Source organism: Streptomyces europaeiscabiei, assembly GCF_001550375.1.
In the GTDB taxonomy this organism is placed as follows: Bacteria; Actinomycetota; Actinomycetes; order Streptomycetales; family Streptomycetaceae; genus Streptomyces; species Streptomyces europaeiscabiei.
This window is the reverse complement of sequence record NZ_LRTR01000166.1, coordinates 1-26,523: the sequence shown is the minus strand read 5'-3', so window position 1 is coordinate 26,523 and position 26,523 is coordinate 1. Positions and strand designations below refer to the sequence as shown.

The following is a 26,523-nucleotide window of genomic DNA, read 5'->3' as shown; positions in this document are numbered from 1 at the left end:
GGCGGCCGCGCTGACGCCGCGCGACGCGTTCGTGGCGCCGGAGCCGGGGGCGGACCGGGCGCCGAACGAGGACGACACACTGACCCTGCTCTTCCTGTGCTGCCACCCCGGACTGTCGGTGCCCGCGCAGATCGCGCTGACCTTGCGGGCGGTCGGTGGGCTGACCACGGCCGAGATCGCGCGGGCGTGTCTGGTGCCCGAGGCGACGATGGCCCAGAGGATCAGCCGGGCCAAGCAGAAGGTGCGGGGGGTGCGGTTCGGGCGGCCCGACAACTGGGAGGAGCGGCTGCCGGCTGTGCTGCAGATCCTGTATCTCGTCTTCAACGAGGGATACACGGCGACATCCGGGGCGAGTCTCCAACGGGCCGATCTGGCGGTCGAGGCGATCCGGTTGACGCGGACGGCCCATCGGCTGCTGCCCGCGGATCGCGAGGTGGCCGGGTTGCTGGCGCTGATGCTGCTCACCGATGCGCGGCGGGCCGCTCGGACGGACTCGCGGGGTGAGCTGGTGCCGCTCGACGAACAGGATCGGGGGCGGTGGGACAGGGCCGGTATCGCGGAGGGGGTCGCTCTGGTGACTCGGGCGCTGGCGGGGGCGCGGGGGAGGGCGGGGCCGTATCAGGTAAGGGCGGCGATCGCGGCGGTACATGACGAGGCGGACTCGTACGACGCCACGGACTGGCGGGAGATTCTCGGGCTCTACGACGTGCTCGTCGAGCTGGTCCCCGGACCGGTCGAGCGGCTCAGTCGGGTGGTCGCGCTGGCCATGGTGCGAGGGCCGCGGGCCGGGCTCGCCGCGTTGGAGGCGTTGGGGGAGGAGGTGGCCGCGATCGGGCATCGCGTGGAGGCGGTTCGGGGTCATCTGCTGGAGCGGGCGGGGGAGACGGAGGCTGCGCGCGCCGCGTACGAGTCGGCTGCGCGCCGGACGCTGAGCCTGCCCGAGCAGAGGTATCTGTCGGCCCGGGCGGCTCGGCTGACGGAGTAGGCACCTGGCCCGCTGTTCAGGCCCCGCGGATGTCCGGTGTCACTTCGCCGTCGGCGGCAGCCCGCCCGTCTCCGGGGACCGGCCCGTCAGGCAGTACGTGCCGCCCGTCGGGTCACGCATCACCGTCCAGTGCGGGTGCCGGGCCACGACGGCGGCGCCGAGGGATTCGTGGCGGGCTCGCGTGGCGTCGATGTCGGCGCAGGCGAGGTCGAGATGGGCGGAGGCGGGGCGGGGGGCGTCGAGGCGTTGGAGGAGGATACGGACGGGGAGGCCGGCCGGCGGGCGCAGGACGTGGAACTCCGGGAGTGAGCCCGGGTAGGAGTCCCAGCCCGACAGGGCCGCCCAGAACGCGACCTCGCCCTCGAACCCGGCCGGCGCCACGTCCAGACACACCTGGTCAAGCCGGCTCCCGTCGACCACCGGCGGCCGCGCGGACTCCCCGTGCCACGGCACCGCGCAGAAGAGCTGACCTGCGGGTGAGCGCAGCACCGCCCAGCCGTCGTTCGGGGCGACCACCTCGGCGCCGAGCCGGACCGCCCGGTCGACGAGCGCGGGGACGTCCTCGGCGGCCAGGTCCAGGTGAGCGCCGCCGGCACCGGACAGGACACCCTGCGCCTTCACACACGCGTCGCCCGTCTCGGGCAGCAGGGTCACGAACTCACCCCGGTCGCCCCGGGGCTCGGACAACTCGGTCGCCGTGACCGCCGTCCAGAAGGCGCATGCCCGCTCGAACCCGGCCATCGGTCGGTCGGCGAAGGCATACGTCCACCGGATCACCCCACTCGCCCCGCCCGCCGGGTCGGCCGCGCCCGCCCCGTCTCCGCCCGAGCCCGCGTCCCCGTGGCCGCTGTCGCCGTTCGCGCCCACTCCACCCACAGTGCCGCTCCCTCTCGTACGGTCCGGCCCTCACGGCCGAACGACTCGTACGGTCCGGCCCTCACGGCCGAACGACTCGTACGGTCTCCCGCCGCCCGGCTCCACGCAACGAGGTTTTCGCCGGGCGGTCATTCCGGCCCGGCAGGCCGCCCGCCCCGCGTCGGCTCACCCCCGGCGCTGCATGAAGCGCAGCATGTTCCCCGCCGGGTCGCGGAAGGCACAGTCGCGGACGCCGTAGGGCTGGTCGGTGGGCTCCTGGAGGACATCGGCGCCGGAGGCCTCGACGCGGGCGTAGAGGGCGTCGCAGTCGGTGGTGGTGAAGTTGATCCCGCGGAGGACGCCCTTGGCCAGGAGCATGGCGATGGTCTCGCGGTCGGCGGGGGAGATGTCGGGGTCGGCGGCGGGGGGTTCCAGCACGATCTCGACGTCGGGTTGGAGAGGGGAGCCCACGGTGACCCAGCGCATGCCCTCGAACCCCACGTCGCCGCGGACCTCCATGCCCAGCACGTCACGGTAGAAGGCGAGCGCCTTGTCGTGGTCGTCGACGGCGAGGAAGCACTGGGCGAGTCTCACATCCGGGGCCGGGAGCCCGTGCGCAGCGTTCGTGACCTTCGGATCGTTCGTAGCCATGTCCTCACGCTAGCGCCGCGGCAGGCGACGTTCGCCCCGTCGCGACGCCCGGCACGCCCTCTCGCCACCGGCCGAAGACCCCCGTACATCCCAGTGCAGGGGCCTTCGGCCGACACGCTGAGAGCACGCGCCGGACGCCGCTCCTTCACGGGCAAACGCTGCCTGCCGCGGCACTAGGACGCTTCGCCCGGTTCCGCCGTGCGTATGCGATGGCGGGCCGGCCGGGTCAGGCGCTTCGCCACGCACGCGGGGATCGCCGCGCTCTCCTCGTGCGAGCGCGCCCGGTACGCGCTGGGTGTCTCGCCGACCAGCTCGGTGAAACGGGAGCTGAAGGAGCCCAGCGACGTGCACCCCACGGCGATGCACACCTCGGTCACCGTCAGGTCGCCGCGGCGCAGCAACGCCTTGGCGCGCTCCGTGCGGCGGGTCATGAGATAGCTGTACGGGGTCTCGCCGAAGGCCGCGCGGAAGCTGCGCTGGAAGTGTCCGGGGGACATCAGCGCGGTGCGGGCGAGGGCGGTCACGTCCAGCGGCTCGGCGTACTCGCGGTCCATGCGGTCCCGCGCCCGCCGCAGCCGCACCAGATCGTCCCGGTTCATGCCGACAGCATCGCACCGACCACCGACAACGGGCCAGGTGTCCGGGGACAGAGCGCTCGCGGAATGCGGATCAGCCGTCCGACCTGGCCGGACGCGCCGGGATCCGCCCTTTCCGCCCCGGTCGGCCCCCGCCTCGATCACCCCTTCACCGCCGAGCTGGCCACCCCCTGTACGAACCACCGCTGGAAGAAGGCGAAGACGATCAGGACCGGGAGGACGAGGAGGACGCCGAAAGCGAGGATCTGGCCCCAGTCCGGGGGCTGCTGGCCCTGGAAGACGCTCATCTCCAGCGGCAGCGGACGCACCGACGGGTCGGAGACCATCAGGACGGGCCACAGGAACGAACCCCACTGGGTGAGGAACGTCAGGATCGCGACCGACGCGAACGCCGGCTTCGACATCGGGACGATGATCGCGAAGAAGGTGCGCCAGGGGCCCGCACCGTCCAGCCGGGCCGCCTCCTCGATGCTCGGCGGGATCGAGCGGAAGAACGTGTGGAACTGGTAGACGGAGAAGGCGTTGGCGACGAACGGGAGCGCCTGGATGAAGAGCGTGTTCCGCTGGTCGTTGAACAGGTAGAACAGCGGCACGGCCACCGACTCGAACGGGACCAGCATCAGCAGCAGGACGAGGGTGAAGACGGCTTCCCGGCCCCGCCACCTGAGCCGCGAGAGCCCGTACGCCGCCATCGAGTTGACGAAGAGGCCGCCCGTCACCACCACGAACGCCACCAGCAGCGAGACGCCCATGAACTGCCAGAAGTAGCCGGTGCTGTCGGAGTTCAGGCTGTCCAGGACGGCGGCGTAGTTGTCGAAGGACAGGTGGGTGGGCAGGAAGCCGGACAGTCCGTTCAGGACCTCGTCGGACGGCTTGAGGCTGCCGAGGAGGAGGTAGAGGACGGGCAGCGTGAAGACGAAGGCCAGGACGGAGAGGACGGCGTAGTCGAGGAAGCGGCGCAGCGGGCCACGGGACAGACCGCCATCCGTGCTCGTGCTCGTGCTCGTACGTGTACGAGGACGCGTGCTCATCATCGTGCTCATGCTCAGTCCTCGTTGTCGGGCCGGACGACGCGGCGCTGGATCAGGGTCAGGGCGACGACGATCAGGAAGAAGACGACGGTGATCGCGGACGCCTGGCCGATGTTGTTCTGGTCGAAGGCCGTGGTGACGGCCTGGTACATCACCGTGCGGGCGGCGTCCTCGTCGAGTCCGCCGCCCTTGACCAGGACGTACACCTGGTCGAAGACGCGGAAGGACAGCACCGAGGTGAGCATGGCGACGAAGACGAGGGTGCCGCGGATGCCGGGCAGGGTGACGTGCCGGAACTGCTGCCAGCCGGAGGCCCGGTCGAGCTCGGCGGCCTCGTAGAGCTCGCCCGGGATCTGCTGGAGCCCGGCGAGCAGGATGACCATCTGGAAGCCCACGCCCTGCCAGACGGAGAGCACGATGATCGAGGCCATCGCGGTCAGCCCGTCGCCGAGCCAGTCGAAGGCGCCCCAGCTGCCGAAACTCACCGCGTCCAGCGCCGAGTTGAGCATGCCCTGGTCGCTGCGGGCGAGGATCAGCCGCCAGATCACGGCCACCAGGGCCATCGGGAAGACGACCGGCATGAAGAAGAGTGACCGGAAGACACCGATCGCCTTCAGTTTGCGGTTCAGCAGGATCGCGAGGCCCAGGGCGAGGCCCGTCTGGAGGGGGACGACGATCACGGCGAAGGTCAGGTTGTTGAGGAGCGCCCGCAGGAACGGGCCGGACAGGTCGGGGTCGGTGAACAGCCGCCGGTACTGCTCGACACCGAAGAAGGTGGGCTCCAGCGGGGAGCCGAGGCGCACGTTGTAGAAGGAGAGCACCACGGCGTAGCAGAAGGGGATGCCGACGAAGGCGATGAGCCCGGCGACGGCGGGCGCGGACATGAGCAGTCCGTGCAGCCACTCGCGGTTCCGGCGGGACGGCCGCCGGGCCGGTGCGCCGACGGATGAGGCCTGCTTCCGGCCTGGGGCCGCTGCGGGCGCGGGTTCCACGGTTTTCACGGGTGGGGTCCTGTTCCCGGCGGGGCGGGCGGCCACGGTGCGCGTGCCCGCCCCGGTCGATGGGTTCGACTGAATCCGATGGGTCCGATGGGTCCGGCTGAACCCGACGGGTCCGATGGGTCCGATGGGTCCGACTGGGCTCGTGACTACGGGATCTCGTAACCGGCGTTGTCCGAGAAGTCCCGGTCGATGGCGCGGGCGGCCTCGGCCAGGGCGTCCTTCGGGTCGGCGCCCCCGTAGATCGAGTTGACGGCCTCGCTGAACTTCGCGGTCACCACGGGGTATCCGGCGGTCACCGGGCGGGTGACGGCGACGCAGGACTTGCTGATGTCGCTGTCGCCGCAGGGCTTGGCGAGCTGGTCCGCGAAGAGCTGGAGGGGGCCGCCCTCCTTGTAGAGCGGGCTCGCGGCGAGCGCGGACCTGGTGGCGGGCGGGGCCCCGTTGGCCTTGGTCATCGCGCCGACGTTGGTGTCGTCGAGGAGGAAGTCCAGGAAGGCACCGGCGGCCTTGGCGTTCTTGGAGTTCGCGCCGACGCCCCAGGACCACGAACCCTGGCCGGTCTTCGGGCCGTCACCGAAGTCGGGCAGCGGCAGTACGACCAGGTCGTCGCCGAGCGCCTCGCTGTAGGCGGGGTACATCCAGTGCCCGACCCAGCTCAGGGCGACCCGGCCCCGGGCGAAGGCGTTGCCGTCGGTGTTCGCGTCGGTGTAGGTCTTCCAGGACTGGAAGGTCTTCATGGCCGAGACCACGGCCGGGGTGTCGAGGGCCCCTTCCGCCTTGCCGTCCCTGAGCAGGGAGCCGCCGGCCGACCAGACGATCGGGGCGAAGCCGTAGGTGCCCCATTCGTTGGCGTAGCCGCTGCCCTCCTGGAGGTCGACGACCTTGCCGTCGGCGTCCTTCGCCCGCAGCGCCTTGAGCGCCGCGTCGAACTCGTCCGCCGTCCAGGCGTCGTCCACGCCCTTCGGATACGTCACCCCGGCCGCGTCCAGCTTCTTCTTGCTGCCGTACATGCCGAGCCCTGAGTCGAACATGCCCAGGCCGTAGTGCTTGCCGTTGATCTCGCCCTGCGCCTTGCTCGCGTCGGTGGCGTTGTCGAGGGTCTTGGCGGAGACGTAGCCGTCGATCGGGGCGAGCTTCTTGGTGTAGACGAAGTTCGCCATGGTCGGGCCGTCGAACTCCAGTACGTCCGGCAGTTTGTCGGCGTCCGTCGCCGTGATCGTCTTGGTGTAGTCGGTCTCCGGTATCAGCTTCAGCTCGACCTTGACCTTGTCCTGCGAGGAGTTGAACGACTTCACGGCGTTCTGCAACGCCTCCGACTCGCTCTTCTGCCCCTGGTGGGCCCAGACGCTGATCGTCCCCTCACCGCTGCCGGCCTCGGCGGACGTGTCGCCCCCACCGCCCCCGCCGCAGGCGGCCAGCGCCGCCAGGGGGAGGGCCAGGGCCAGGCCCGCACGGGCCGTGCGGCGGAACCTTCGGCTGGTCGAGCTGGTGGTCGGGCTCATGGTGTGTGCCTCCGTGCGGGATGAGGGTGCGGGGTGCGGGGCTTTCCGGCGTGGGGGTGGGACTTTCAGGCGTGGGGGAGCCCAAGGGGGGCGGGCGTGCGGGGAGTCACTGCGGTCCGCGCGGGTGCGGCGGCGCCGTCGTCTCGCGCAGGACGAGCCGGATGGGCATCTGCACGTGGCCGGGCTGTTCGGCTTCCGGTTCGTCCAGCTGCCGCAGCAGCAGCCGGGCCGCCTCCGCGCCCTGGCCCGCGACCGGCTGGGCGACGGTGGTCAGCCCCACCACGTCGGCGAGTTCGTGGTCGTCGAAGCCGACCACGGACACGTCGTCCGGCACCCGGAGCCGATGCCGCCTGAGCGCGCGCAGCGCGCCCATCGCCATTTCGTCGGACTGGGCGAACACGGCGGTCGGCGGCCGGGACACGGCGAGCAGCTCGGTCATCGCCCGCTCGCCGCCGTCGACGGTGTAGTCGCCGTCCGCCACCAGAGCCGGATCGTGCTCGATCCCGGCCTCGGCGAGGACGTGCAGATAGGCGGCGCGACGGTCGAGGGGCGTGGTCCAGTGCAGTGGACCGCTGGCCCCGGAGATCATGCCGATCCGGCGGTGGCCGAGGTTCGCCAGATGCCGTACGGCGCTCTCCGCGCCCGCCCGGTCGTCGATGCCGACCACGGTGAAACCGGGCCGGGGCCCCCCGACCGTGGAGGCCAGCGGCACCCCGAGCGAGCGCAGGGCGGCGGACTCGTCCTCGTCCGGGATGAGCAGCGAGAGCACCGCGTCGACCCGCTTGCGCACCGGCAGCGTGGTGAAGAAACGCTTGCGTGCCTCGGGCGAGCCGAGGTTGTACAGCAGGACGTCGTACCCGGCCGCGCTGAACACCTGCTCGGCGGCGTCCAGCACGGTGCCGAAGAACCAACGGCCGATGTACGGGGCGACGACCCCGATCGTGTAGGTCCGCCCGCTGGCGAGGCTGGACGCCGAGCGGGACGCCGTATAGCCGAGCTGCGCGGCGACGACCGCGATCTGCCGGCGCACCTCGTCCGAGACGCCCGGCCGGCCCCGCAGCGCGCGGGACACGGTGGACGCCGACACCCCGGCGGCGGTGGCGACATCGGTGATGCTGACCGTCACGGCGGATTTCTCCCATCGATAGGGCGTGCGTGGGTACGGCGTCATCGCGTCAACATCGCGCCGGTTTCACGTCGGTGTGAGCTGTGGGGTGACGTGACCGTAGACCCGCCCTCGCTGTTGCGCAAGCGTTTGCGTTCAGTTTTACTTGCGCTGATTCTCAAGCGATACCTTCCGGAACCATGGCCAGCGCACGCGTTTGGGCGCTGCGAGCGACAGGACTGCCGCGCATGCGATACGCCCCGCCCGGACTCTGCGTGAACGACTTCGCGCTGCTCCGCGACGACGACGGCACCTACGCCGTGCTGCATCTCCAGGGTCCCTGGACCACCGAGTTCGACCATCTGCGGATGGAGACCTCCTACGGCCGGGCCACCTCCGCCGACCTGGTCGACTGGCGGTCCGGGGGCACCGCCTTCGGCAACGGTCTGCCCGGCCGCTTCGACCAGCAGGCGGTCTGGACGATGCACCCGTTGCGCCACGGCACCGGCATGGCGATGTTCTACACGGGCGTGAGCGGGCTGACGCCGGACGGCTGGCCGCTCCAGTCCGTGGGCCTCGCGTACTCCGACCGTACGGACGGCACGGGCTGGCGGCGCCACGGCACGACCCCCGTCGTCGAGGCGGACCCCCGCTGGTACCGCACCGCCGACCGCATGGGCTGGCGCGACCCGTTCGTCGTCCGCGACGACGAGGGCGACGGCTGGGCGATGGTGATCTGTGCGAGCGACGCCTCCCTCCCCGTGGAGGTCGGCGGCTGTGTCGCCCTCGCCACCTCCCCCGACCTGGAGCACTGGACGGTCCACCCACCGCTGATCGCCCCCGGCGACGTCGACGAACTCGAATGCCCGGTCCTGGAACGCCTCGACGACGGCACCTGGCTCCTCCTCGGCTCCATCGGCGCGACCCGGGGCTTCGAGGCGTGGACGGCCCCGCGCCTGCGCGGCCCATGGACCCGCCGGGGCCCGCTCGGCCCCACGGGGGCGTACGCCCCCCGCGTCATCCCCGCCCCCGACGGCTCCCGGGTCGTCCTGCACACCACCCCCCGCCGCGTCGGCCTGACCGACACCGGCGACCACTGCCGAGGCATGCTCGCCCAGCCCAAGTCCCTGGTCACGCGGGAGGATTCGGCCCTCCGACTGGTGTGGTGGCCGGGCCTGGACGCCTGGCTCGGCGAGGAGACGAACGACCCGGTCCTCCACGCCGTCGGTGACCTCATGCTCTCCGGCCGCCCCGTCCAAGTCACCCTGCGCACCGACTCCTTCGACCCCGGCCGCCCCGCCCTCACCGTCGGCTGCGACGGCAAGGACCTCCGGGTCACCGGCGCCGCCGGCACCCTCCTCGCCGAGACCGTCCTCCCCGAACCGGCCGCCGCCCTGAGGATCCTGACCATCGGTGAGTACGTCGAGATCTACGCCGACGGCGTCTTCGTCCTGACCGCGCTCTCCTACGCGGGCCACCCCGCCCCCTGGACGGCGGCCACCGAGACCTCCACATGGACCGTCCCCGTCCGCCCTCTCCGCCTCCCGGACCCCGACCGCGACGACGCCTCGGCGATCTGGCCCGGCCCCGCCCGGAGTTGACCGGACCACCCGTACGAGCGCGTACGGCCTTCCAGGTGAGCGGGCGGCGGTACCTCTCCCCACTCGGGTGCCTGCGCAGGGGAGTTCCTGGGGGCGGGTGCGCAGGCGCGAGAAGACGGTGCCGCCTCGGGGAACGAGGAGAGCTCGGCGACCGGGAGCGAGGAGACTTTGGCGACCGGTGCCGTCCGGATCAGTGATGACGGCCGGGTCGAGCACGACGACGGCACCGAGTGGCGTCCGTACGGAGAGTTGCCCGACGACGGCGACCTCTCGGGACGCGCTTCCGGTACGACGACGGTGACGGCGCCGCGCGGTCATGGGCGCCCCGCCTCCCGGGGTGCCCCAGGGCCCAGGATCCCCTACCGGCCGGGGAACAGGCGGTGGCGGTTACGCTCGCGGACGCCACCGTCGCCGACATGCGCGCCGTGGCGCGCTGGACGATCATGGCCACCGCCACCGCCACCGCCACCGCCACCGCCACCGCCACCGCCACCGTGGACGGACCACTGCTCGGCGGGTTCCCGCCGGCAGCCGTCGGTAGGTCCACGGCTTCGACGACCTCGCGTCGGCCGCCGGCGGACCGGCCCCGGCGATGGTCTGTCCGGCGGCCTCCTCGGCACCCGGCCCGGCCTCCTCGGCACCCGGCCCGGCCTCCTCCGCACCCGGCCCGGAACACGACCGCACCCGGCCCGTCACACCGCCGTGCGGGACGGCGGCAAACGGACCGGGTGCGGTTGAGACAGGCCGGGTCAGGCCTTCTTGGTCTCCCAGAAGATCTTGTCGATCTGGGCGATGTAGTCGAGCGCCTTCTGGCCCGTCGCCGGGTCGGTGGACGCCTTCGCGGCCGAGAGGGCCTTGAGGGCGTCGTTGACCAGCTGGTGCAGCTCCGGGTACTTCTCGAAGTGCGGAGGCTTGAAGTAGTCGCTCCACAGCACCGAAACGTGGTGCTTGGCGAGCTCGGCGCGCTGCTCCTTGATGACGGTCGCGCGAGCCTGGAAGTGAGGGTCGTCGTTGGCGGCCATCTTGTCCTGCACGGCCTTCACCGACTCCGCCTCGATGCGGGCCTGGGCCGGGTCGTACACACCGCAGGGCAGGTCGCAGTGGGCGCTGACCTTCACCTTGGGGGCAAACAGGCGGGAAAGCATGGAGCATTCCTTCCTCGTGATCGTCTTCTCAGGTGGGACATTACTCCCTGCGAGAGTCGTTTTCGCGAGTGCCCCCATGGGCTTAGGACAAAAGTCCGGGGTCAGACTGGGACTGGTGGAGGAACGGACCGGGGAGGTGCCGGGGATGCCGGAGCTGTCGCAGGAGAGCGAGCGGGGGAGGGCCCTCCTGCCCTTCGGGGTGGCCGAGGTCACAGGACCGTCCATGGTTCCCACGCTGCGTCACGGGGACCAGTTGCTCGTCCACTACGGGGCCCGCCTCGGGGTCGGTGACGTGCTCGTGCTGCGGCACCCCTTCCAGCAGGACCTGCTCGTGGTCAAGCGGATCGCCGAGCGGCGCGACGGCGGCTGGTGGGTGCTCGGGGACAACACGTACGCGGGTGGGGACAGCACCGACTACGGGGTCGTCCCCGACGAACTCGTCCTCGGCAAGGTGCGGTTCCGGTACCGGCCCCGGCCGGACGGTCAGCGCTCGCCGTTCGCGCTCGCCCGCTGGGCGCTCTCGGCCGCCCGGCCCGTGCTCGGCGACCGGTCCGCCTCCAGGCGTTTGCGGGCCCGGTAGGCCGCCACGTTGGCGCGGGTCGCGCAGCGGTCCGAGCAGTAGCGGCGGGAGCGGTTGGTGGAGGTGTCGAGGTAGGCGTTGCGGCACGGCGCCGCCTCGCACAGGCCGAGCCGGTCCACGCCGTACTCGGTGAGGTGGAAGGCCAGGCCCATGGCCGCGGTCGCCGCGTAGCCGGCCGTCGCGTTCGAGGGATGGTCCGCCAGGTGCATGTGCCACAGCGGGCGGCCGTCGTCGTCCCGGTGGTTGTGACCGGAGATCTGCGGGCTCACCGGGAATTCGAGCAGGAGCGAGTTCAGGAGGTTCACCGCGAGCGTCTCGTCGCCGCCGTCGGCCGCTTCGAACACCGAGCGCAGCCGGGCCCGTACGCCCCTGAACCGGGTCAGATCGGCGTCCGCCGCCCGGCGGGCCGCGTCCTGGTTGGCACCGAAGAGCTCGCGCACCGCGTCGACCGTGGTCAGGGAGTCCTTGCCGCGACCCGGCTCCTCGCTGTTCACGAGCCGCACGGCGTAGTCCGAGTAATAGGCCAGTTCCACTTGTAGTCCTTACGGGGGCGCTCTATGGTCGTGATGCGGGTCAGGTAATGGCTGCTCGTACTTACAGGGTATTACGCGGTAGACGGAAGATGCGGTATGCGGACAGAGGGGACCTCATGACCACCACGGCCGGAACCGACTGGCATGCCTGGCAGAAGAGCTGGGACCGCCAGCAGGAGTGGTACATGCCGGACCGCGAGGAGCGGTTCCGGGTGATGCTCGACATGGTCGAGGCCTTCGCCGGCCCCGAGCCCCGTGTTCTCGACCTCGCCTGCGGTACGGGTTCCATCACGTCCAGACTGTTCGCGCGGTTCCCGAAGGCCGTCAGTACCGGTGTGGACCTCGACCCCGCGCTCCTCACCATCGCCGAGGGCACGTTCGAGGGCGACCGGCGGGTCACCTTCGTCACCGCCGACCTCACCGACCCCGACTGGACGACGCGACTGCCGTACGACTCGTACGACGCCGTCCTGACGGCCACAGCCCTGCACTGGCTGCACAGCGAACCCCTCGCCGCCCTCTACGGTCAGGTCGCGGAACTCGTCCGCGACGGCGGTGTCTTCATGAACGCGGACCACATGATCGACGAGACGACGCCCCGGATCAACGCGGCGGAGCGCGCGCACCGTCACGCGGGTATGGAACAAGCCAAGGCGGACGGCGTCGTCGACTGGGCCGAATGGTGGCAGCTCGCCGCCCAGGACCCCGTGCTCGCCGTGCCGACGGCCCGCCGTTTCACGATCTACGGGGAGCACGCCGACGGTGACGTCCAGAGCGTCGGCTGGCACGCACGCGTCCTGCGCGAGAAGGGCTTCGCCGAGGCCCGCGCGGTGTGGTCCTCGCCCTCCGACTCGCTGGTGCTGGCCGTGAAGTAGAGCGCCGCCCGCACCAGTGCACGAGTGAGGGGCGGTACGGGATTCCGTACCGCCCCTCACCCCTGCCGCGCCGCTGCTCTACAGCACCTTGGACAGGAACGACTGGGTGCGCTCCTCCTGGGGGTTGGTCAGCACGTCACGGGGGTTGCCGGACTCGACCACCACACCGTCGTCCATGAAGACCAGGCTGTCGCCGACCTCGCGGGCGAAGCCCATCTCGTGCGTGACGACGACCATCGTCATGCCGGACTCGGCCAGGTCGCGCATGACGTCGAGGACGTCGCCGACCAGCTCCGGGTCGAGCGCCGAGGTCGGCTCGTCGAAGAGCATCAGCTTCGGCTCCATGGCCAGCGCGCGGGCGATGGCCACGCGCTGCTGCTGGCCGCCGGAGAGCTGGGACGGGAAGTTGCCCGCCTTGTCGCCGAGACCGACGCGCTCCAGCAGTTCGCGGGCGCGCTCGCGGGCCTGGGCCCTGCTGACACCCTTGACCTGGACCGGCGCCTCCATGACGTTCTCCGCGGCCGTCATGTGCGGGAACAGGTTGAAGCGCTGGAACACCATGCCGATGTCACGGCGCTTGAGCGCGACCTCGCTGTCCTTGAGCTCGTACAGCTTGTCGCCCTTCTGGCGATAGCCGACCAGCTCGCCGTCGACGTACAGCCGGCCGGAGTTGATCTTCTCCAGGTGGTTGATGCACCTGAGGAACGTGCTCTTGCCGGAGCCGGACGGGCCGATGAGGCAGAACACCTCGCCCGTCTGCACCTCCAGGTCGATGCCCTTGAGGACCTCGACGGGGCCGAACGACTTGTGGATGCCCTCGGCCTTCACCATGGCGGTCATGCCGAGACTCCCTTCGGGCGGCGCACGGGCAGCACGGCCGTCCTGAAACGCTGCATCGGTGTCGGCGGGAGGGTCCGGGAGGAGCCCTTCGCGTAGTGCCGCTCCAGGTAGTACTGCCCGACGCTGAAGATGCTGGTCAGGATCAGATACCAGGCGGCGGCGAGGAACAGCATCTCCACCGTGGAGCCGGAGCCCTGGCCGATGTCCGTGGCCGCCTTGAGCAGATCCACGTACTGCACCGTCGAGACGAGCGACGTGGTCTTCAGCATGTTGATGACCTCGTTGCCCGTGGGCGGCACGATCACGCGCATCGCCTGCGGGATGACGATCCGGCGCAGGGTCTTGGAGTGGCTCATGCCGAGCGCGTGCGACGCCTCGGTCTGGCCCTCGTCGACCGACAGCAGACCGGCACGGCAGATCTCCGCCATGTACGCGGCCTCGTTGAGACCGAGGCCGAGCAGCGCCGTCAGCAGCGGCGTCATGAACGAGGACCAGTAGTCCTTGTAGATCGGGCCGAGGTTGATGTACTCGAAGACCAGGCCCAGGTTGAACCAGACGAAGAGCTGGACCAGGACCGGCGTGCCGCGGAAGAACCAGATGTAGAACCACGCGATCGACGAGGTCACCGGGTTCCTGGACAGCCGCATCACGGCGAGCAGGATGCCGCCGACGATGCCGATCACCATGGACACCACGGTGAGCAGGAGGGTGTTCAGGACACCCTCGATGATGCGGTCGTCGAAGAAGTAGTCGGGGATCGCGCCCCAGTTGATCTTCTTCGCCTGCGCGAACGCGTAGATGATCGAGCCGAGGAGAGCGAGCGCGATGGCCGCGGACACATAACGCCCCGGGTGCCGGACCGGAACGGCCTTGAGGGCCTCCGGGCCGGCGGGGGGAGTGTCCGAGGGACCGTCCGTCTTGCTGACGTCAACAGTCACGGGTGGAGCCTTTGCCTTTCAGAACCGAGCCGAGATTCAGGAGCCGCCGTTGACCTTGGCCTCGGTGATCGCGCCGTCCTCGACGCCCCACTTCTTGATGATCTTCTCGTACTCGCCGCTGTCGATGATCGCCTGGACGGCGGCCTGCAGCGCGTCACGCAGCTCGGTGTTGTCCTTGGCGACGGCGATGCCGTACGGGCCGGCCTCGACCTGGTCACCGACGATCTCGAAGTAGGCGCCGCCGCCCGAGGTCTTCACCGAGTACGCGGCGACCGGGTAGTCGGCGGAGACGACGTCCGCGCCCTTGGAGCGCATCCGGGTCTCGGCCTCGGGGTTGGTGGCGAAGTCCTCGATCTTGAGCGCCTTGCCGCCGTCGTCCTTGCACTTCTTCGCCTGGTCCTTGGCGAGATCGTGCGAGAACGTGTTGCGCTGCACCGCGATCGTCTTGCCGCAGAGGTCGTCCCAGGTCTTGATGGACTGGTCGTCGCCCTTGTTGGTGTACAGCGAGACACCCGCGGTGAAGTAGTCGACGAAGTCGACGCCGGAGCCGACCTTCTTGCCGGTGTCGGCGTCGATGCCCTCCTGGCGGTCCTTGGTGTCGGTCATGGCCGACATCGCGACGTCGTACCGCTTGGCCGCCAGACCACCGATGAGGGTGTCGAAGGTGGCGTTCTGGAACTTGAAGTCCACGCCGAGCTGCTTGCCCATCGCCGCGGCGATGTCGAGGTCGATGCCGACGACCTTGCCGGACTCGTCCTTGTACTCCACCGGTGCGTACGCGATGTCCGAACCGACGTTGATCACGCCCTTGTCCCGGACGGCCGCGGGGAGCTTGTCGGCGAGCGGGGCCGCGCTGGTGGAGGCGGTCTCGGAGCCGGTGTCCTTGCTCTTGGTCTGGTCACCGCAGCCGGTGAGCAACAGGGTGCCCGCGACCGCGATCGCTCCGACGGCGGCTGTACGGGAACGCAGGCCGGTCGTACGACAGGTGGTGCTTGCGGTCATGGTGGGTTCCTCCGGCGGGGTGGTGTGGAGTTGCCGACAGGTCGACGATTAACACGCGTCTTCGAGTGTGGCGACCTCGTGTGATTACGGCATCTTGCCATTCGGGCATGTGCAATCAGATGACCAGCCATGTCAAAATCGGATAACGGGTGACCCCCGAATGACCCACGAACCGCTGCGGACCGGGTGATCACACCGGATCCTGTGCGGCGATTCCTCCTTCCGGCCGGAAGATCTTCGGCGCATCTCAGGATGCGGTCGGCCGCGATCTCCGCACTCGTGGCCGTACAGGACTTGTCGTGATGTGAGCCGACTTGTCCCGTCATCCGTCGATGAGTCGAACGATCCATGATCGTCTTCAAATGACCTTCGAGTTGTGACCTTCGAGGTATGAGGACGTGTGGACTCGTCGTCGGTACCGTCCGTCCGGTAAGAAGGTTCCTTACACCCCTCATCCGGGGCCCAGGGCGCGTGTGCGGCGCGCCCGTCGCGTCTGAGCCCGCAGGCGTCGCTGTACGTATCGGTGACCTGGGCCTTACGCGGTGCCCGCCCGCTCCCGAACCGGGAGCGGAACACCCTCGAACCATGAAGATCTAAGGGGTAACAAAAGTGGCAGCGGAGATTGTCAATCCTCGCACCGACAGCGGCGACGGCAGTACGGGTCAGGAGGGCGGAGGGGAGCCTCTCAATTCCCTCGACTCCATCGACCCCGCCTTCGCGCTGCACCGCGGCGGCAAGATGGCCGTGCAGGCCACCGTGCCGATCCGTGACAAGGACGACCTGTCCCTCGCCTACACGCCCGGCGTCGCGCGGGTGTGCACCGCCATCGCCGAGCAGCCGGACCTGGTCAACGACTACACCTGGAAGTCGTCGGTCGTCGCCGTCGTGACGGACGGTACGGCGGTTCTCGGTCTCGGCGACATCGGCCCCGAGGCCTCCCTCCCCGTGATGGAGGGCAAGGCGATCCTGTTCAAGCAGTTCGGCGGCGTCGACGCGGTGCCGATCGCGCTCGCCTGCACGGACGTCGAAGAGATCATCGAGACCGTGGTCCGCCTGGCGCCCTCCTTCGGTGGCGTGAACCTGGAGGACATCTCCGCGCCCCGCTGCTTCGAGATCGAGAAGCGGCTCCAGGAAGCCCTCGACATCCCGGTCTTCCACGACGACCAGCACGGTACGGCGGTCGTGACGCTGGCGGCGCTGCGCAACGCGGCGAAGCTGACCGGCCGTGGGCTGGGCGATCTGCGGGCCGTGATCTCGGGTGCGGGTGCGGCCGGTGTGGCCATCGCCAAGATGCTGCTGGAGGCCGGTCTCGGCGACGTCGCGGTCGCCGACCGCAAGGGCATCGTCTCCGCGGACCGCGAGGACCTCACGCCGGTCAAGCGGGAACTTGCCACGCTCACCAACAAGGCCGGGCTCTCGGGCTCCCTGGAGGACGCCCTCGCGGGCGCGGACGTCTTCATCGGCGTCTCCGGCGGTACGGTTCCGGAGCAGGCGGTGGCCTCGATGGCTGAGAACGCTTTCGTCTTCGCCATGGCCAACCCCAACCCCGAGGTGCACCCGGACGTCGCCCACAAGTACGCGGCCGTCGTCGCGACCGGGCGCTCCGACTACCCGAACCAGATCAACAACGTCCTCGCCTTCCCGGGGATCTTCGCGGGCGCGCTGCAGGTGCGGGCCTCCCGGATCACCGAGGGCATGAAGATCGCGGCGGCCGAGGCGCTGGCGTCGGTCGTCGGGGACGACCTCGCCGCGGACTACGTCATCCCGTCGCCCTTCGACGAGCGGGTCGCCCCGGCGGTGACCGCGGCGGTCGCGGCGGCGGCGCGGGCCGAGGGTGTGGCTCGGCGCTGATTTCTTCGGGGGCGGTGGGGGGGGTCTTCGCCCCCGCCGCCCCTACCCATTCCCTTCCCCAGGGGCTGTGCCCCTGCGACCCCCATCGCGCGGGACGGTTCGGGGTGGGTGGGCGGGCGCGGGTTCGGTGGGGGCTGGTCGCGCAGTTCCCCGCGCCCCTGGCAAGGCAGGGGCTGCGCCCATGCTTTTCGGCCCGAAAGGGCCGTGGGCCCTCAAGGGGCGCGGGGAACTACGCGAGAAGCCGCACTCGGCCGCAGTCGCCCACGAACCCGCCCCCCCCGAGCTGTCAGGCGCCGAGGCCGACTTGGGACGGGACGCGTGTCACAGTGCTCTTCCGTTCCATCGCCCCCGGCGTCCCCCTATGGTCAGGCGCATGTTCGCTGCCTACGCCGCCCGCATCGACCGTGACCAACCGCTCGACGGACTGGAGTTGGGCGACCGCCCGGCCCCGGGACCGAGGCCCGGCTGGACGACCGTGAAGGTGAGGGCCGCCTCGCTGAACCACCACGATCTGTGGTCCCTGCGGGGGGTCGGCCTCGCGGAGGACAAGCTGCCCATGATCCTCGGCTGTGACGCCGCCGGTGTCGACGAGGACGGCAACGAGGTCGTCCTGCACTCGGTGATCGGCCAGACCGGCCACGGTGTCGGCCCCGAGGAACCCCGCTCGATCCTCACCGAGCGCTACCAGGGCACCTTCGCCGAACTCGTCTCCGTCCCCACGTGGAACGTGCTCCCGAAGCCCGCGGAACTCTCCTTCGAGGAGGCCGCGTGCCTGCCCACCGCCTGGCTGACGGCCTACCGCATGCTCTTCACCAACGCAGGTGTACGCCCCGGCGACTCGGTCCTCGTCCAGGGCGCCGGTGGTGGTGTCGCCACCGCCGCGATCGTGCTCGGCAAGGCGGCCGGACTGCGGGTGTTCGCCACCAGCCGGGACGAGGCCAAGCGCAAGCGGGCGCTGGAGCTGGGCGCGGTGGAGGCGCTGGAGTCGGGGGCGCGGCTGCCGCAGCGCGTCGACGCGGTCATCGAGACCGTCGGCGCCGCCACCTGGTCCCACTCGGTGAAGTCGCTGCGCCCCGGCGGCAGCCTCGTCATCTCGGGCGCCACCAGCGGTGACCGCCCCTCCCACGCCGAACTGACCCGCATCTTCTTCCTCGAGCTCAAGGTCGTCGGCTCCACCATGGGCACCAAGGACGAACTGGAGGACCTCCTCTCCTTCTGTGCCGCGACCGGCGTCCGCCCCGTCATCGACGAGGTGCTGCCCCTGGACCGCGCCCGCGAGGGCTTCGAACGTCTGGCGGCGGGGGACCAGTTCGGCAAGATCGTGCTCACCAACCCCTGACGGACTCTGTCGAGACGACGACGGCCGGCCCGGAGCTCCGGGCCGGCCGTCGTCGTGTCAACTGGGGTTGACGCATCCACGCTGTCAACGTAAGTTGACATCATGACCGAAGCAACGGATCTCGCCGAGCGCGCGGGCGATCGTGACCCCCGGGTCGGGCTGCGGGCCGTCGCCGCACTGCGGAGGCTGCTGGAGCAGTTGGAGTCGGTGCAGGTGCGCAGCGCGCGCAATCAGGGCTGGTCGTGGCAGGAGATCGCCGCGGAACTCGGAGTGAGCAGGCAGGCCGTGCACAAGAAGTACGGGAGGCATTGATGTTCGAACGGTTTACGAAAGATGCCCGTGCCGTGGTCCTGGGCGCGGTCGACCACGCCGAGCGCTCCCATGCGAGGGAGGTCACCGAGGAACACATCCTCCTCTCCTTGCTGGACCGCAAGGCCAGTCGGGCCTCGTTCGCCCTGGCCGCGCTGGGGCTCGCCGAGGCCGACCGCCGGGGCTCCGTGGAGCGGTCGCTCGCCGAGGCCCGCCGCCGGGGCGGTCTCTCCCGCGCCGACGTGGATGCCCTCTCCGGCCTCGGTATCGACCTCTCGGAGATCGTCTCCCGCGTGGAAGAGGCCCACGGGGTGGGGGCGTTGGAGTCGGACCGGAAGGGAGCCAGGAGCGGCTGGGGGCTGCGCTCAGGCCATCGCCCCTTCACCCGTGAGGCCAAGGACGTCCTCACTCGCTCCCTCCGCACCGCCCACGCCCACCGCGACCGGCACATCGGCGACGAACACCTCCTCCTCGCCCTCACCACCCGCCCCGGCGTCCCGGCCGAGGTCCTCGCGGACCATGGGGTGACATACGAGGCGCTGGAGCGGGTTCTGTATGGGGCGGGGGAGGCCAAGGCGGGGTGAGTGGGCCGGGTGGTGCGGCGGGGGCCTTCTCCTGCGGTGGGGTGCGGACTGGGTGTCGGTGTCGGTGTTGGTGTTGGTGTTGGTGTCGGGGTGGGGGCGATCGTGCGTCGCGGGCAGCTCGTTCGTCGTGGCCTGTCGCGCAGTTGCCCCCGCGCCCCTTACGGGGCGGTGGCTCTGACGGGGCCGCGTACCATTGCGGCTCATCGCCTGGGCGCCCTCAGTACCACTCCGATGTGGGCCGCCGCTGTCGACAGGTGGCGGCGGGCGTCGCGGAGTTGGTCCTCGGTCACGCCGTGGTCGCGGGCCGCGTCACGGATGTCGTCGCGGAAGCGGTCCAGGAGGCGGTCGAGGTCGCGGGCGGGGTCCCCCGTGGGGGTCTCGTGCACCCAGGCGGGCTCGTAGTCGGCCGGGAACTCCTCGGGAGTGGCCGAGTACTCGGGCTCCCCGACACCGGCCCGGGTTCCGGTCCTCCCGGCGCCGGAACCCGCTGAGGCCTCAGCGCCCGAACCGCCCTCCGTGCCGGCGGCTCGCGAGCCGGACTCCGCTCCTGTGCGACCGAAGCCGAAGTCCTTGCCGAACTCCTTTCCGAAGTCCTTCCCGAACTCGCCGAACTCCTTGGCCAGTTCGGTCAGGCCCTCCCGTACGCCCGTCGGCCAGTCGCCCCGGGTGAAGTGGTCCTGGACGTGGTCCTGGACTCGCTTCGCGATGCGCTGCAGCTCCTCCTGAGCCTGGGTGCGGGCATGCTCCTGAGCCTCCTTGGCCTGGCGACGGGCGCGCTGGGCCTCCTCGCGGGCGCGTCGGCTCTCGTCCTTCGCGCGGCGGGCCTGTTCCTTCCACTCCTGCTTGACGCGGCGCATCTCCTCCTTCGCCGCGCGCCAGGACTCGTTGTCGGCGTACCCCCCGAACTCCCCGAGCGGCCCCTGCTCCCCGTCGCCCGTCCCGCCGCCCCTGCGGGCCTCGGAGGCAGCCGCCCGCATCTCGCGGCGCAGGTCGCCCGCCGCGCCCCGTACGTCGGCCCGGATCTCGGCGGCCAGCTCCACCACGGACTCACGGATCTCCAGCTCCAGGTCGGCCAACTCGCCGCTGCGGTCGGCCAGTTCGGCGCGGCCCGCGTCCGTGATCGCGTACACCTTGCGGCCACCCTCGGTGGTGTGGGTGACCAGGCCCTCGGCCTCCAGCTTGGCCAGGCGGGGGTAGACGGTGCCGGCCGAGGGTGCGTAGAGGCCCTGGAAGCGTTCCTCCAGCAGCCGGATCACCTCGTAGCCGTGGCGAGGTGCCTCGTCCAGCAGCTTCAGCAGATACAGCCGCAGGCGTCCGTGGGCGAAGACGGGAGGCATGTCAGAGCACCTTCTTGTCGGTCGTGCGGCCGGTCGTGCGGCCGGTCGTGTCGTCGGCCCGGCGGTCGGTCCCGGCGGTCGGCGCGGGTGTGTGGCCTGGTGCGTTGTCCGGCGGCTCGGGTGAGCCGTGGAACGGATCGTCGGTCGCATCGTCGGGCGGGCCGGCGGGCGGAGGGCCGGTGACGTCATCGGTTCGGCCGGTGGCTGAGGGGGTCGGCGGAGCGCTTGACGGTGTGCCGGGCATGTTCCCCGGCTTCTCGTCCCACGGTTCGCCCTCCTCCGCCGGGGGCCTGCGCAGGAGGGCGATGGAGCCGGAGACGGTCGTGGCCTTGAGGCGGCCGTCGCCCGTGCCGAGGCGGCCGGTGACCTTGTGGGCGCCCCAGGGACCGCTGACGCGGAGGTCCTCGAAGGCGTTGGAGATGGTGCCGCTGGCGGTGTTGGCCTCGACCTCGGCGTCGGTGGGGTGGGGGAGGCGGATGGCGATCTCGCCGGAGACGCTGGTGAGGCCGACGTCGGTGGGGCCGCCCGTGGGGTCGAGGTCGAGGATGATGGAGCCGCTCACCGAGTCGGCCTTCACGCTGGGGCAGGAGCCCTCTATGACGGTCAGGTCGCCGGAGACGGAACTGAGCCGCAGGTCGCCCGTGAGGGCCTGCGCCTCCACGTTCCCCGAGACCGTCGTGGCGCGCACCGGGCCCGACAGGCCGACCAGGGTGGTGTCGCCCGAGATGCCCTTCACCTCAGTACGCCCGGCCAGCCCGGACACGACGGCCGTGGCGCCGACCACGCCCACCTCGACACGGGTGCCCGTCGGGACGGCGAGCGACACCAGGACGTTGCGACGCCGGCCCTTCCGGTCGAGCCACTTCAGGAAGCCATTCCAGGGCAGGTCGTCGTAGGCCACGGTCAGTGTGCCGTCCTTCTGCGTCACCGTCAGAGGCGGGCCCTCGACGTCGGACACCTCCAGACGGGCGGAACCCTCGTCGGTGCCCACCACGTTGACCGTTCCGTTGACGACTCGCACACGCAGTGCCGTCACCGGTTCGTCGAACGTGAGCTTCCGCGGCTCGGCGACGGACCACTCGGACATGGTGCTGACCTCCTCGACAGACCTGACAGGACGGAATACGCCACACACGCGACACGCCACGCACGGCACGCACGGCACGCACCTCACGCCGTACGTGCCGCACGCGCTATACGCGCAATATCGCGTTTTCCGTAATTCACGATATATCGCGGTCACGGAAAGTCAAGACACCCGTTCTGGTGATCCCGCAGGGAGGTATGGACGCAAATCGCCCTAGCGTGGGGTACATGTCGACGGAACGTTCCCAGGGATCCCGTGACCCCCGGCCCACGCCCGGCCCCGGCGCGCTCCTGCTCTGCCGGGCGGATGCCGACTCCGTCGCCCCGGTCGCCCAACTGCTCCGCGAGCGCATGCTGCTCACCCCGGCCGGTCCGGAGTGGACCGCGCTCGTGCCCGAGGGAAAGCCCTGGCTGCAGGGCGGAGAACCGGTCGATCGCGTCCTCACCGGCTGGGCGGGTGCCCTCGCCGTCGGCGTCACCTGGCCCGTGCTCGCCCTCTGGTGGGACGCCGACCGCAGCGGCTACACCCTCGCCGCGGGTTTCCGCCGCACCGTCGGCTACGTATGGCTGGCGAACGGCACGCCGGCCGGCGAGGACGAGGCGATGCGCACGTTCGCCGCCCGTCTGGGCCTGGACCCGGTCCTCGACGCGCAGTCGCTGGACGGCCTCACGAGGCCCGACCCGGCGGCGGACGCCCGCGCCCGACTGCTGGGCCTCCTCGCCGTCCTCACCCGCGCGGGTGTGACGCTCCCCGCCGGCCTCACCCCGGGCGAACCCGCCGACCGCCTGCGCGAGGTCGCCCGCGTCCAGCCCGGCGTCCAGCGCATCGAGTGGACCGGCTGGCGCGGGGCGGTCCGTACGGAACTCGACGCCCTCGAACGCGGCCGCCTCGGTCCCTGGCTCCCCTGGGCCGGCACCCCCAGAGCCCGTGCCCTGGCCACCGCCCAACTCCTCGCGGGCCTACCGCTCACGGCCTGGGGTCTGCACCGCCGAAGCCCCGGCTGGGTCGTCTCCGGTGGCCTTTTGATCGCCCACGGCGCCCTCGGCCTGCTGTACGACCTGGCCCACCCCCGCGACTGACCGCCCCGACGCCTCGGGGATCCGGAGAAGGCCTCTCGGGGCGGTTACTCGTCCTCGTCCTCGTCGTCCAGCCGCGCCAGCCACGTCGCCAGCCGCTCCACCGGCACCTCGAAGTCCGGGTTCAGATCGACGAACATCCGCAACTGCTCGGCGAGCCACTCGAAGGAGACCTCCTCCTCGCCGCGCCGCTTCTCCAGTTCCTCGATGCCACGGTCCGTGAAGTACATGGGTCAAGGATAAGTGCGTCGAAACGGCCGGGCCGCACCCCCGAGAGGGGGTGCGGCCCGGTTGCGTGCGGACTTCGAGGGCTGTCAGGCCTCGAACACCTCACGCACCAACTGCTCCTGCTCGGCCTGGTGCCGCTTCGCCGAACCCACCGCCGGCGACGAGCCGTGCGGGCGCGAGATGCGCCGCAGCCGCTCGCCGTGGGGGACGTCCGCGCCGACCGCGAGGTCGAGGTGGTCGATCAGGTTGAGGGCGATGAAGGGCCAGGCGCCCTGGTTCGCCGGCTCCTCCTGGACCCAGAGGTACTTCTCGGCGTTCGGGTACTTGTTGACCTCGGCCTGGACCTCGGCACCCGGCAGCGGGTAGAGGCGCTCGATGCGGATGATCGCCGTGTCCGTGGCGCCGCGCTTCTGACGCTCGGCCTCCAGGTCGTAGTAGACCTTGCCGGCGCAGAAGACGACCTTCTTCACCGCGGTCGGGTCGACCGAGCTGTCGCCGATGACCGGGCGGAACTCGCCGCTCGTGAACTCCTCCGCCTTCGACGCGGCGGCCTTGAGGCGCAGCATCGACTTCGGGGTGAAGACGACCAGCGGCTTGTGGTGCGGGTTGTGCACCTGCCACCGCAGGAGGTGGAAGTAGTTCGACGGAGAGGTCGGCATCGCGACCGTCATGTTGTTCTGCGCGCACATCTGGAGGAAGCGCTCCGGGCGGGCGGACGAGTGGTCCGGGCCCTGGCCCTCGTAGCCGTGCGGGAGCAGCAGGGTGACGCCGGACGTCTGGCCCCACTTCTGCTCCGCCGACGAGATGAACTCGTCGACGACCGTCTGGGCGCCGTTGACGAAGTCGCCGAACTGGGCCTCCCACATCACCAGGGACTCGGGACGGGCGAGCGAGTAGCCGTACTCGAAGCCCATCGCCGCGTACTCGGAGAGCAGGGAGTTGTAGACGTTCAGCCGCGCCTGGTCCTCGGAGAGGTACATCAGCGGCGTGAACTCCTCGCCCGTCTCACGGTCGATGATCACCGCGTGACGCTGGCCGAAGGTGCCGCGCTGCGAGTCCTGGCCGGCCAGGCGGACCGGGGTGCCCTCCAGGAGGAGGGAGCCGATCGCGAGGGTCTCGCCCATGCCCCAGTCGATCGTGCCGTCCTCGACCATGGCCGCCCGGCGCTGCAGCTGCGGCAGCAGACGCGGGTGGGCGGTGATGTGGTCCGGGACGTTGACCTGGGACGCGGCGATGCGCTTGACGGTCTCCGCCGTGATCGCGGTGTTCACCGCGACCGGGAAGCCGTCCTGCGGGTCGTGGACCTCGCCGGAGACCGGCTGCGAGGTGGCCTCGCGGACCTCCGTGAAGACCTTCTCCAACTGGCCCTGGTAGTCCTGCAGGGCCTGCTCGGCCTCTTCCAGGGTGATGTCGCCGCGACCGATGAGGGACTCGGTGTACAGCTTGCGCACCGAGCGCTTCTTGTCGATCAGGTCGTACATCAGCGGCTGGGTGAAGGCCGGGTTGTCCGACTCGTTGTGACCGCGGCGGCGGTAGCAGATGAGGTCGATCACCACGTCCTTGTTGAACGCCTGGCGGAACTCGAAGGCCAGCCGCGCGACGCGGACCACGGCCTCCGGGTCGTCGCCGTTCACGTGGAAGATCGGGGCCTCGATCATGCGCGCCACGTCCGTGGCGTACATGGAGGAACGCGAGGACTCCGGGGCGGCCGTGAAGCCGACCTGGTTGTTGATGACGATGTGGACCGTGCCGCCGGTGCGGTAGCCGCGCAGCTGCGACATGTTCAGGGTCTCGGCCACCACGCCCTGGCCCGCGAAGGCCGCGTCGCCGTGCAGGGCCACCGGCAGGACCGTGAAGTCCGTGCCGCCCTTGTTGATGATGTCCTGCTTGGCGCGGGAGACACCTTCGACGATCGGGTCCACGGCTTCCAGGTGCGAGGGGTTCGCGACCAGGCTGACCTTGATCTGCTCGCCGTCGAGGCCCGTGAACGTGCCCTCGGCGCCCAGGTGGTACTTCACGTCGCCCGAGCCGTGCATCGACTTCGGGTCGAGGTTGCCCTCGAACTCGCGGAAGATCTGCGCGTACGACTTGCCGACGATGTTCGCCAGGACGTTCAGCCGGCCGCGGTGGGCCATGCCGATGACGACCTCGTCGAGACGGGACTCCGCCGCCGAGTCGATGACCGCGTCGAGCAGCGGGATGACCGACTCGCCGCCTTCGAGCGAGAAGCGCTTCTGGCCGACGTACTTCGTCTGCAGGAAGGTCTCGAAGGCCTCCGCCGCGTTCAGCCGGCGCAGGATGCGCAGCTGCTCCTCGCGCTCCGGCTTGGTGTGCGGGCGCTCGATGCGGTCCTGGATCCAGCGGCGCTGCTTGGGGTCCTGGATGTGCATGAACTCGACGCCGGTCGTACGGCAGTACGAGTCACGCAGGACACCGAGGATGTCGCGGAGCTTCATCAGGGACTTGCCCGCGAAGCCGCCGACCGCGAACTCGCGCTCCAGGTCCCACAGGGTGAGCCCGTGCTCGGTGATGTCCAGGTCGGGGTGCTTGCGCTGGCGGTACTCCAGCGGGTCGGTGTCGGCCATGACGTGGCCGCGGACCCGGTAGGAGTGGATCAGCTCGAAGACGCGGGCGGCCTTGGTGACGTCGTCGTCGTGGCTGGCGTCGATGTCCTTGAGCCAGCGGACCGGCTCATAGGGGATGCGCAGCGCCTCGAAGATCTCGTCGTAGAAGCCGTTCTCCCCGAGGAGGGAGTTGGCGACGACGCGGAGGAACTCGCCGGAGGCGGCGCCCTGGATGACCCGGTGGTCGTAGGTCGACGTGAGCGTCATGACCTTCGCGATGCCGAGCTTGTTCAGGGTGTCCTGGCTGGTGCCCTGGAACTCGGCCGGGTAGTCCATCGAGCCGACGCCCATGATGACCGACTGGCCGGGCATCAGACGGGGCACGGAGTGGACGGTGCCGAGGCCGCCGGGGTTGGTCAGGGAGACCGTGACACCGGTGAAGTCGTCCATCGTCAGCTTGCCGTCACGGGCGCGGCGGACGATGTCCTCGTAGGCCTGCCAGAACTCGAAGAAGTTCAGCGTCTCGGCCTTCTTGATGCCCGCGACGACCAGCTGACGGTCGCCGTTGGGCTTCACCAGGTCGATGGCGAGGCCGAAGTTGACGTGCGGCGGCTTGACGAGGGTGGGCTTCCCGTCCTTCTCCGCGTAGTGCCAGTTCATCGACGGCATGGCCTTGATGGCCTGCACCATCGCGTAGCCGATCAGGTGCGTGAAGGAGATCTTCCCGCCCCGGGCGCGCTTCAGGTGGTTGTTGATGACGATGCGGTTGTCGAACAGCAGCTTCACCGGGACGGCGCGCACGGACGTGGCCGTGGGCAGCTCCAGGGAGGCGTTCATGTTCTTCGCGACCGCGGCGGCGGGGCCGCGCAGCGTGATCAGCTCCGGGCCCGCGGCGGACGCGGCCGGCG

At 70.5% G+C, this 26,523-nt stretch carries 25 protein-coding genes; 9 read left to right on the top strand and 16 right to left on the bottom strand.

The features are described from left to right. On the top strand, positions 1 to 985 hold a 985-nt coding region (locus tag AWZ10_RS07790), incomplete at its 5' end, for an RNA polymerase sigma factor (RefSeq protein ID WP_060890747.1). A 39-nt stretch (positions 986 to 1,024) separates the two neighbouring features. Here AWZ10_RS07790 and AWZ10_RS07785 read toward each other — a convergent pair. The 7 genes from AWZ10_RS07785 to AWZ10_RS07755 all read right to left on the bottom strand — a co-directional run bounded on the left by AWZ10_RS07785 (position 1,025) and on the right by AWZ10_RS07755 (position 7,747). Continuing rightward, the gene (locus tag AWZ10_RS07785; protein ID WP_046708666.1) at positions 1,025 to 1,861 is read right to left on the bottom strand and encodes a VOC family protein; all 837 of its coding nucleotides are present in this window, start codon (positions 1,859 to 1,861) and stop codon (positions 1,025 to 1,027) included. Between the two features lie 165 nt (positions 1,862 to 2,026). Then, on the bottom strand, positions 2,027 to 2,491 hold the full coding sequence (locus AWZ10_RS07780) for a VOC family protein (protein ID WP_060890746.1): 465 nt from the start codon (positions 2,489 to 2,491) through the stop codon (positions 2,027 to 2,029). 173 nt (positions 2,492 to 2,664) lie between these two features. After that, on the bottom strand, positions 2,665 to 3,090 hold the full coding sequence (locus AWZ10_RS07775) for a helix-turn-helix transcriptional regulator (protein ID WP_046708664.1): 426 nt from the start codon (positions 3,088 to 3,090) through the stop codon (positions 2,665 to 2,667). A 137-nt stretch (positions 3,091 to 3,227) separates the two neighbouring features. Further along, on the bottom strand, positions 3,228 to 4,130 hold the full coding sequence (locus AWZ10_RS07770; RefSeq protein WP_046708663.1) for a carbohydrate ABC transporter permease: 903 nt from the start codon (positions 4,128 to 4,130) through the stop codon (positions 3,228 to 3,230). Positions 4,131 to 4,132: 2 nt separating this feature from the next. Then, positions 4,133 to 5,119, bottom strand: coding sequence for a carbohydrate ABC transporter permease (locus AWZ10_RS07765; RefSeq protein WP_060890745.1), 987 nt, complete (start codon positions 5,117 to 5,119; stop codon positions 4,133 to 4,135). Between the two features lie 146 nt (positions 5,120 to 5,265). Continuing rightward, a complete protein-coding gene (locus AWZ10_RS07760; RefSeq protein ID WP_046708661.1) occupies positions 5,266 to 6,621 on the bottom strand; it encodes an ABC transporter substrate-binding protein in 1,356 nt (451 codons plus the stop codon). Between the two features lie 106 nt (positions 6,622 to 6,727). Continuing rightward, complete coding sequence (locus tag AWZ10_RS07755; protein ID WP_060890744.1) at positions 6,728 to 7,747, bottom strand: LacI family DNA-binding transcriptional regulator; 1,020 nt, start codon at positions 7,745 to 7,747, stop codon at positions 6,728 to 6,730. A gap of 227 nt (positions 7,748 to 7,974) precedes the next feature. Between AWZ10_RS07755 and AWZ10_RS55045 the strand changes: the two genes are divergently transcribed. Then, on the top strand, positions 7,975 to 9,327 hold the full coding sequence (locus AWZ10_RS55045; protein ID WP_060890743.1) for a glycoside hydrolase family protein: 1,353 nt from the start codon (positions 7,975 to 7,977) through the stop codon (positions 9,325 to 9,327). Between the two features lie 749 nt (positions 9,328 to 10,076). Here AWZ10_RS55045 and sodN read toward each other — a convergent pair. Further along, positions 10,077 to 10,472, bottom strand: coding sequence for a superoxide dismutase, Ni (sodN, locus tag AWZ10_RS07745; protein ID WP_005480378.1), 396 nt, complete (start codon positions 10,470 to 10,472; stop codon positions 10,077 to 10,079). A 145-nt stretch (positions 10,473 to 10,617) separates the two neighbouring features. On the opposite strand from sodN, the gene sodX reads away from it, so the two are divergent. After that, positions 10,618 to 11,052, top strand: a complete 435-nt coding sequence (gene sodX, locus AWZ10_RS07740) for a nickel-type superoxide dismutase maturation protease (protein WP_037696611.1) — start codon at positions 10,618 to 10,620, stop codon at positions 11,050 to 11,052. Here the strand turns inward: sodX and AWZ10_RS07735 are convergent. After that, positions 10,956 to 11,585 carry a CGNR zinc finger domain-containing protein gene (locus AWZ10_RS07735; RefSeq protein ID WP_037695190.1) on the bottom strand — a complete coding sequence of 210 codons (630 nt, stop codon included), beginning with the start codon at positions 11,583 to 11,585 and terminating at the stop codon, positions 10,956 to 10,958. The genes sodX and AWZ10_RS07735 overlap by 97 nt on opposite strands. Before the next feature lie 116 nt (positions 11,586 to 11,701). On the opposite strand from AWZ10_RS07735, the gene AWZ10_RS07730 reads away from it, so the two are divergent. Further along, a complete protein-coding gene (locus tag AWZ10_RS07730; RefSeq protein WP_060890742.1) occupies positions 11,702 to 12,460 on the top strand; it encodes a class I SAM-dependent methyltransferase in 759 nt (252 codons plus the stop codon). Positions 12,461 to 12,538: 78 nt separating this feature from the next. Here the strand turns inward: AWZ10_RS07730 and AWZ10_RS07725 are convergent, their stop codons facing one another. Genes AWZ10_RS07725 through AWZ10_RS07715 form a run of 3 tightly spaced genes read right to left on the bottom strand, consistent with a single transcriptional unit; the run spans position 12,539 to position 15,240 of the window. After that, positions 12,539 to 13,300: an amino acid ABC transporter ATP-binding protein gene (locus tag AWZ10_RS07725; RefSeq protein ID WP_037695195.1), complete on the bottom strand. Its 762-nt coding sequence runs from the start codon at positions 13,298 to 13,300 to the stop codon at positions 12,539 to 12,541. Further along, positions 13,297 to 14,238, bottom strand: coding sequence for an amino acid ABC transporter permease (locus AWZ10_RS07720; protein ID WP_046708841.1), 942 nt, complete (start codon positions 14,236 to 14,238; stop codon positions 13,297 to 13,299). The genes AWZ10_RS07725 and AWZ10_RS07720 overlap by 4 nt, the downstream gene beginning before the upstream one ends. A 36-nt stretch (positions 14,239 to 14,274) precedes the next feature. Beyond that, the gene (locus tag AWZ10_RS07715; protein WP_046708842.1) at positions 14,275 to 15,240 is read right to left on the bottom strand and encodes an ABC transporter substrate-binding protein; all 966 of its coding nucleotides are present in this window, start codon (positions 15,238 to 15,240) and stop codon (positions 14,275 to 14,277) included. Between the two features lie 609 nt (positions 15,241 to 15,849). On the opposite strand from AWZ10_RS07715, the gene AWZ10_RS07710 reads away from it, so the two are divergent. From AWZ10_RS07710 to AWZ10_RS07695, 4 genes are all read left to right on the top strand, one after another. Then, a complete protein-coding gene (locus tag AWZ10_RS07710; RefSeq protein WP_046708843.1) occupies positions 15,850 to 17,091 on the top strand; it encodes an NAD(P)-dependent malic enzyme in 1,242 nt (413 codons plus the stop codon). A gap of 373 nt (positions 17,092 to 17,464) precedes the next feature. Beyond that, positions 17,465 to 18,430: a zinc-binding dehydrogenase gene (locus AWZ10_RS07705; protein ID WP_046707326.1), complete on the top strand. Its 966-nt coding sequence runs from the start codon at positions 17,465 to 17,467 to the stop codon at positions 18,428 to 18,430. A 102-nt stretch (positions 18,431 to 18,532) separates the two neighbouring features. Beyond that, positions 18,533 to 18,742, top strand: coding sequence for a helix-turn-helix domain-containing protein (locus AWZ10_RS07700; RefSeq protein ID WP_007384656.1), 210 nt, complete (start codon positions 18,533 to 18,535; stop codon positions 18,740 to 18,742). Beyond that, a complete protein-coding gene (locus AWZ10_RS07695; RefSeq protein ID WP_060890741.1) occupies positions 18,742 to 19,323 on the top strand; it encodes a Clp protease N-terminal domain-containing protein in 582 nt (193 codons plus the stop codon). The genes AWZ10_RS07700 and AWZ10_RS07695 overlap by 1 nt, the downstream gene beginning before the upstream one ends. Before the next feature lie 200 nt (positions 19,324 to 19,523). On the opposite strand, the gene AWZ10_RS07690 is transcribed toward AWZ10_RS07695, so the two are convergent. Together AWZ10_RS07690 and AWZ10_RS07685 are read right to left on the bottom strand one after the other, a co-directional pair. Further along, positions 19,524 to 20,660 carry a PadR family transcriptional regulator gene (locus AWZ10_RS07690; RefSeq protein ID WP_060890740.1) on the bottom strand — a complete coding sequence of 379 codons (1,137 nt, stop codon included), beginning with the start codon at positions 20,658 to 20,660 and terminating at the stop codon, positions 19,524 to 19,526. A gap of 1 nt (position 20,661) precedes the next feature. Beyond that, positions 20,662 to 21,747 carry a DUF4097 family beta strand repeat-containing protein gene (locus AWZ10_RS07685; protein ID WP_046709935.1) on the bottom strand — a complete coding sequence of 362 codons (1,086 nt, stop codon included), beginning with the start codon at positions 21,745 to 21,747 and terminating at the stop codon, positions 20,662 to 20,664. Positions 21,748 to 21,974: 227 nt separating this feature from the next. Between AWZ10_RS07685 and AWZ10_RS07680 the strand changes: the two genes are divergently transcribed. Then, on the top strand, positions 21,975 to 22,826 hold the full coding sequence (locus AWZ10_RS07680) for a hypothetical protein (protein WP_046709934.1): 852 nt from the start codon (positions 21,975 to 21,977) through the stop codon (positions 22,824 to 22,826). Between the two features lie 44 nt (positions 22,827 to 22,870). Here AWZ10_RS07680 and AWZ10_RS07675 read toward each other — a convergent pair whose 3' ends face one another. Together AWZ10_RS07675 and AWZ10_RS07670 are read right to left on the bottom strand one after the other, a co-directional pair. Next, positions 22,871 to 23,053 (bottom strand): DUF6104 family protein, encoded by a 183-nt coding sequence (locus AWZ10_RS07675; protein ID WP_046709933.1) that lies wholly within the window; start codon positions 23,051 to 23,053, stop codon positions 22,871 to 22,873. A gap of 84 nt (positions 23,054 to 23,137) precedes the next feature. Further along, positions 23,138 to 26,523: multifunctional oxoglutarate decarboxylase/oxoglutarate dehydrogenase thiamine pyrophosphate-binding subunit/dihydrolipoyllysine-residue succinyltransferase subunit (locus AWZ10_RS07670; RefSeq protein WP_060890739.1), on the bottom strand; the 3,386-nt coding region annotated here is incomplete at its 5' end.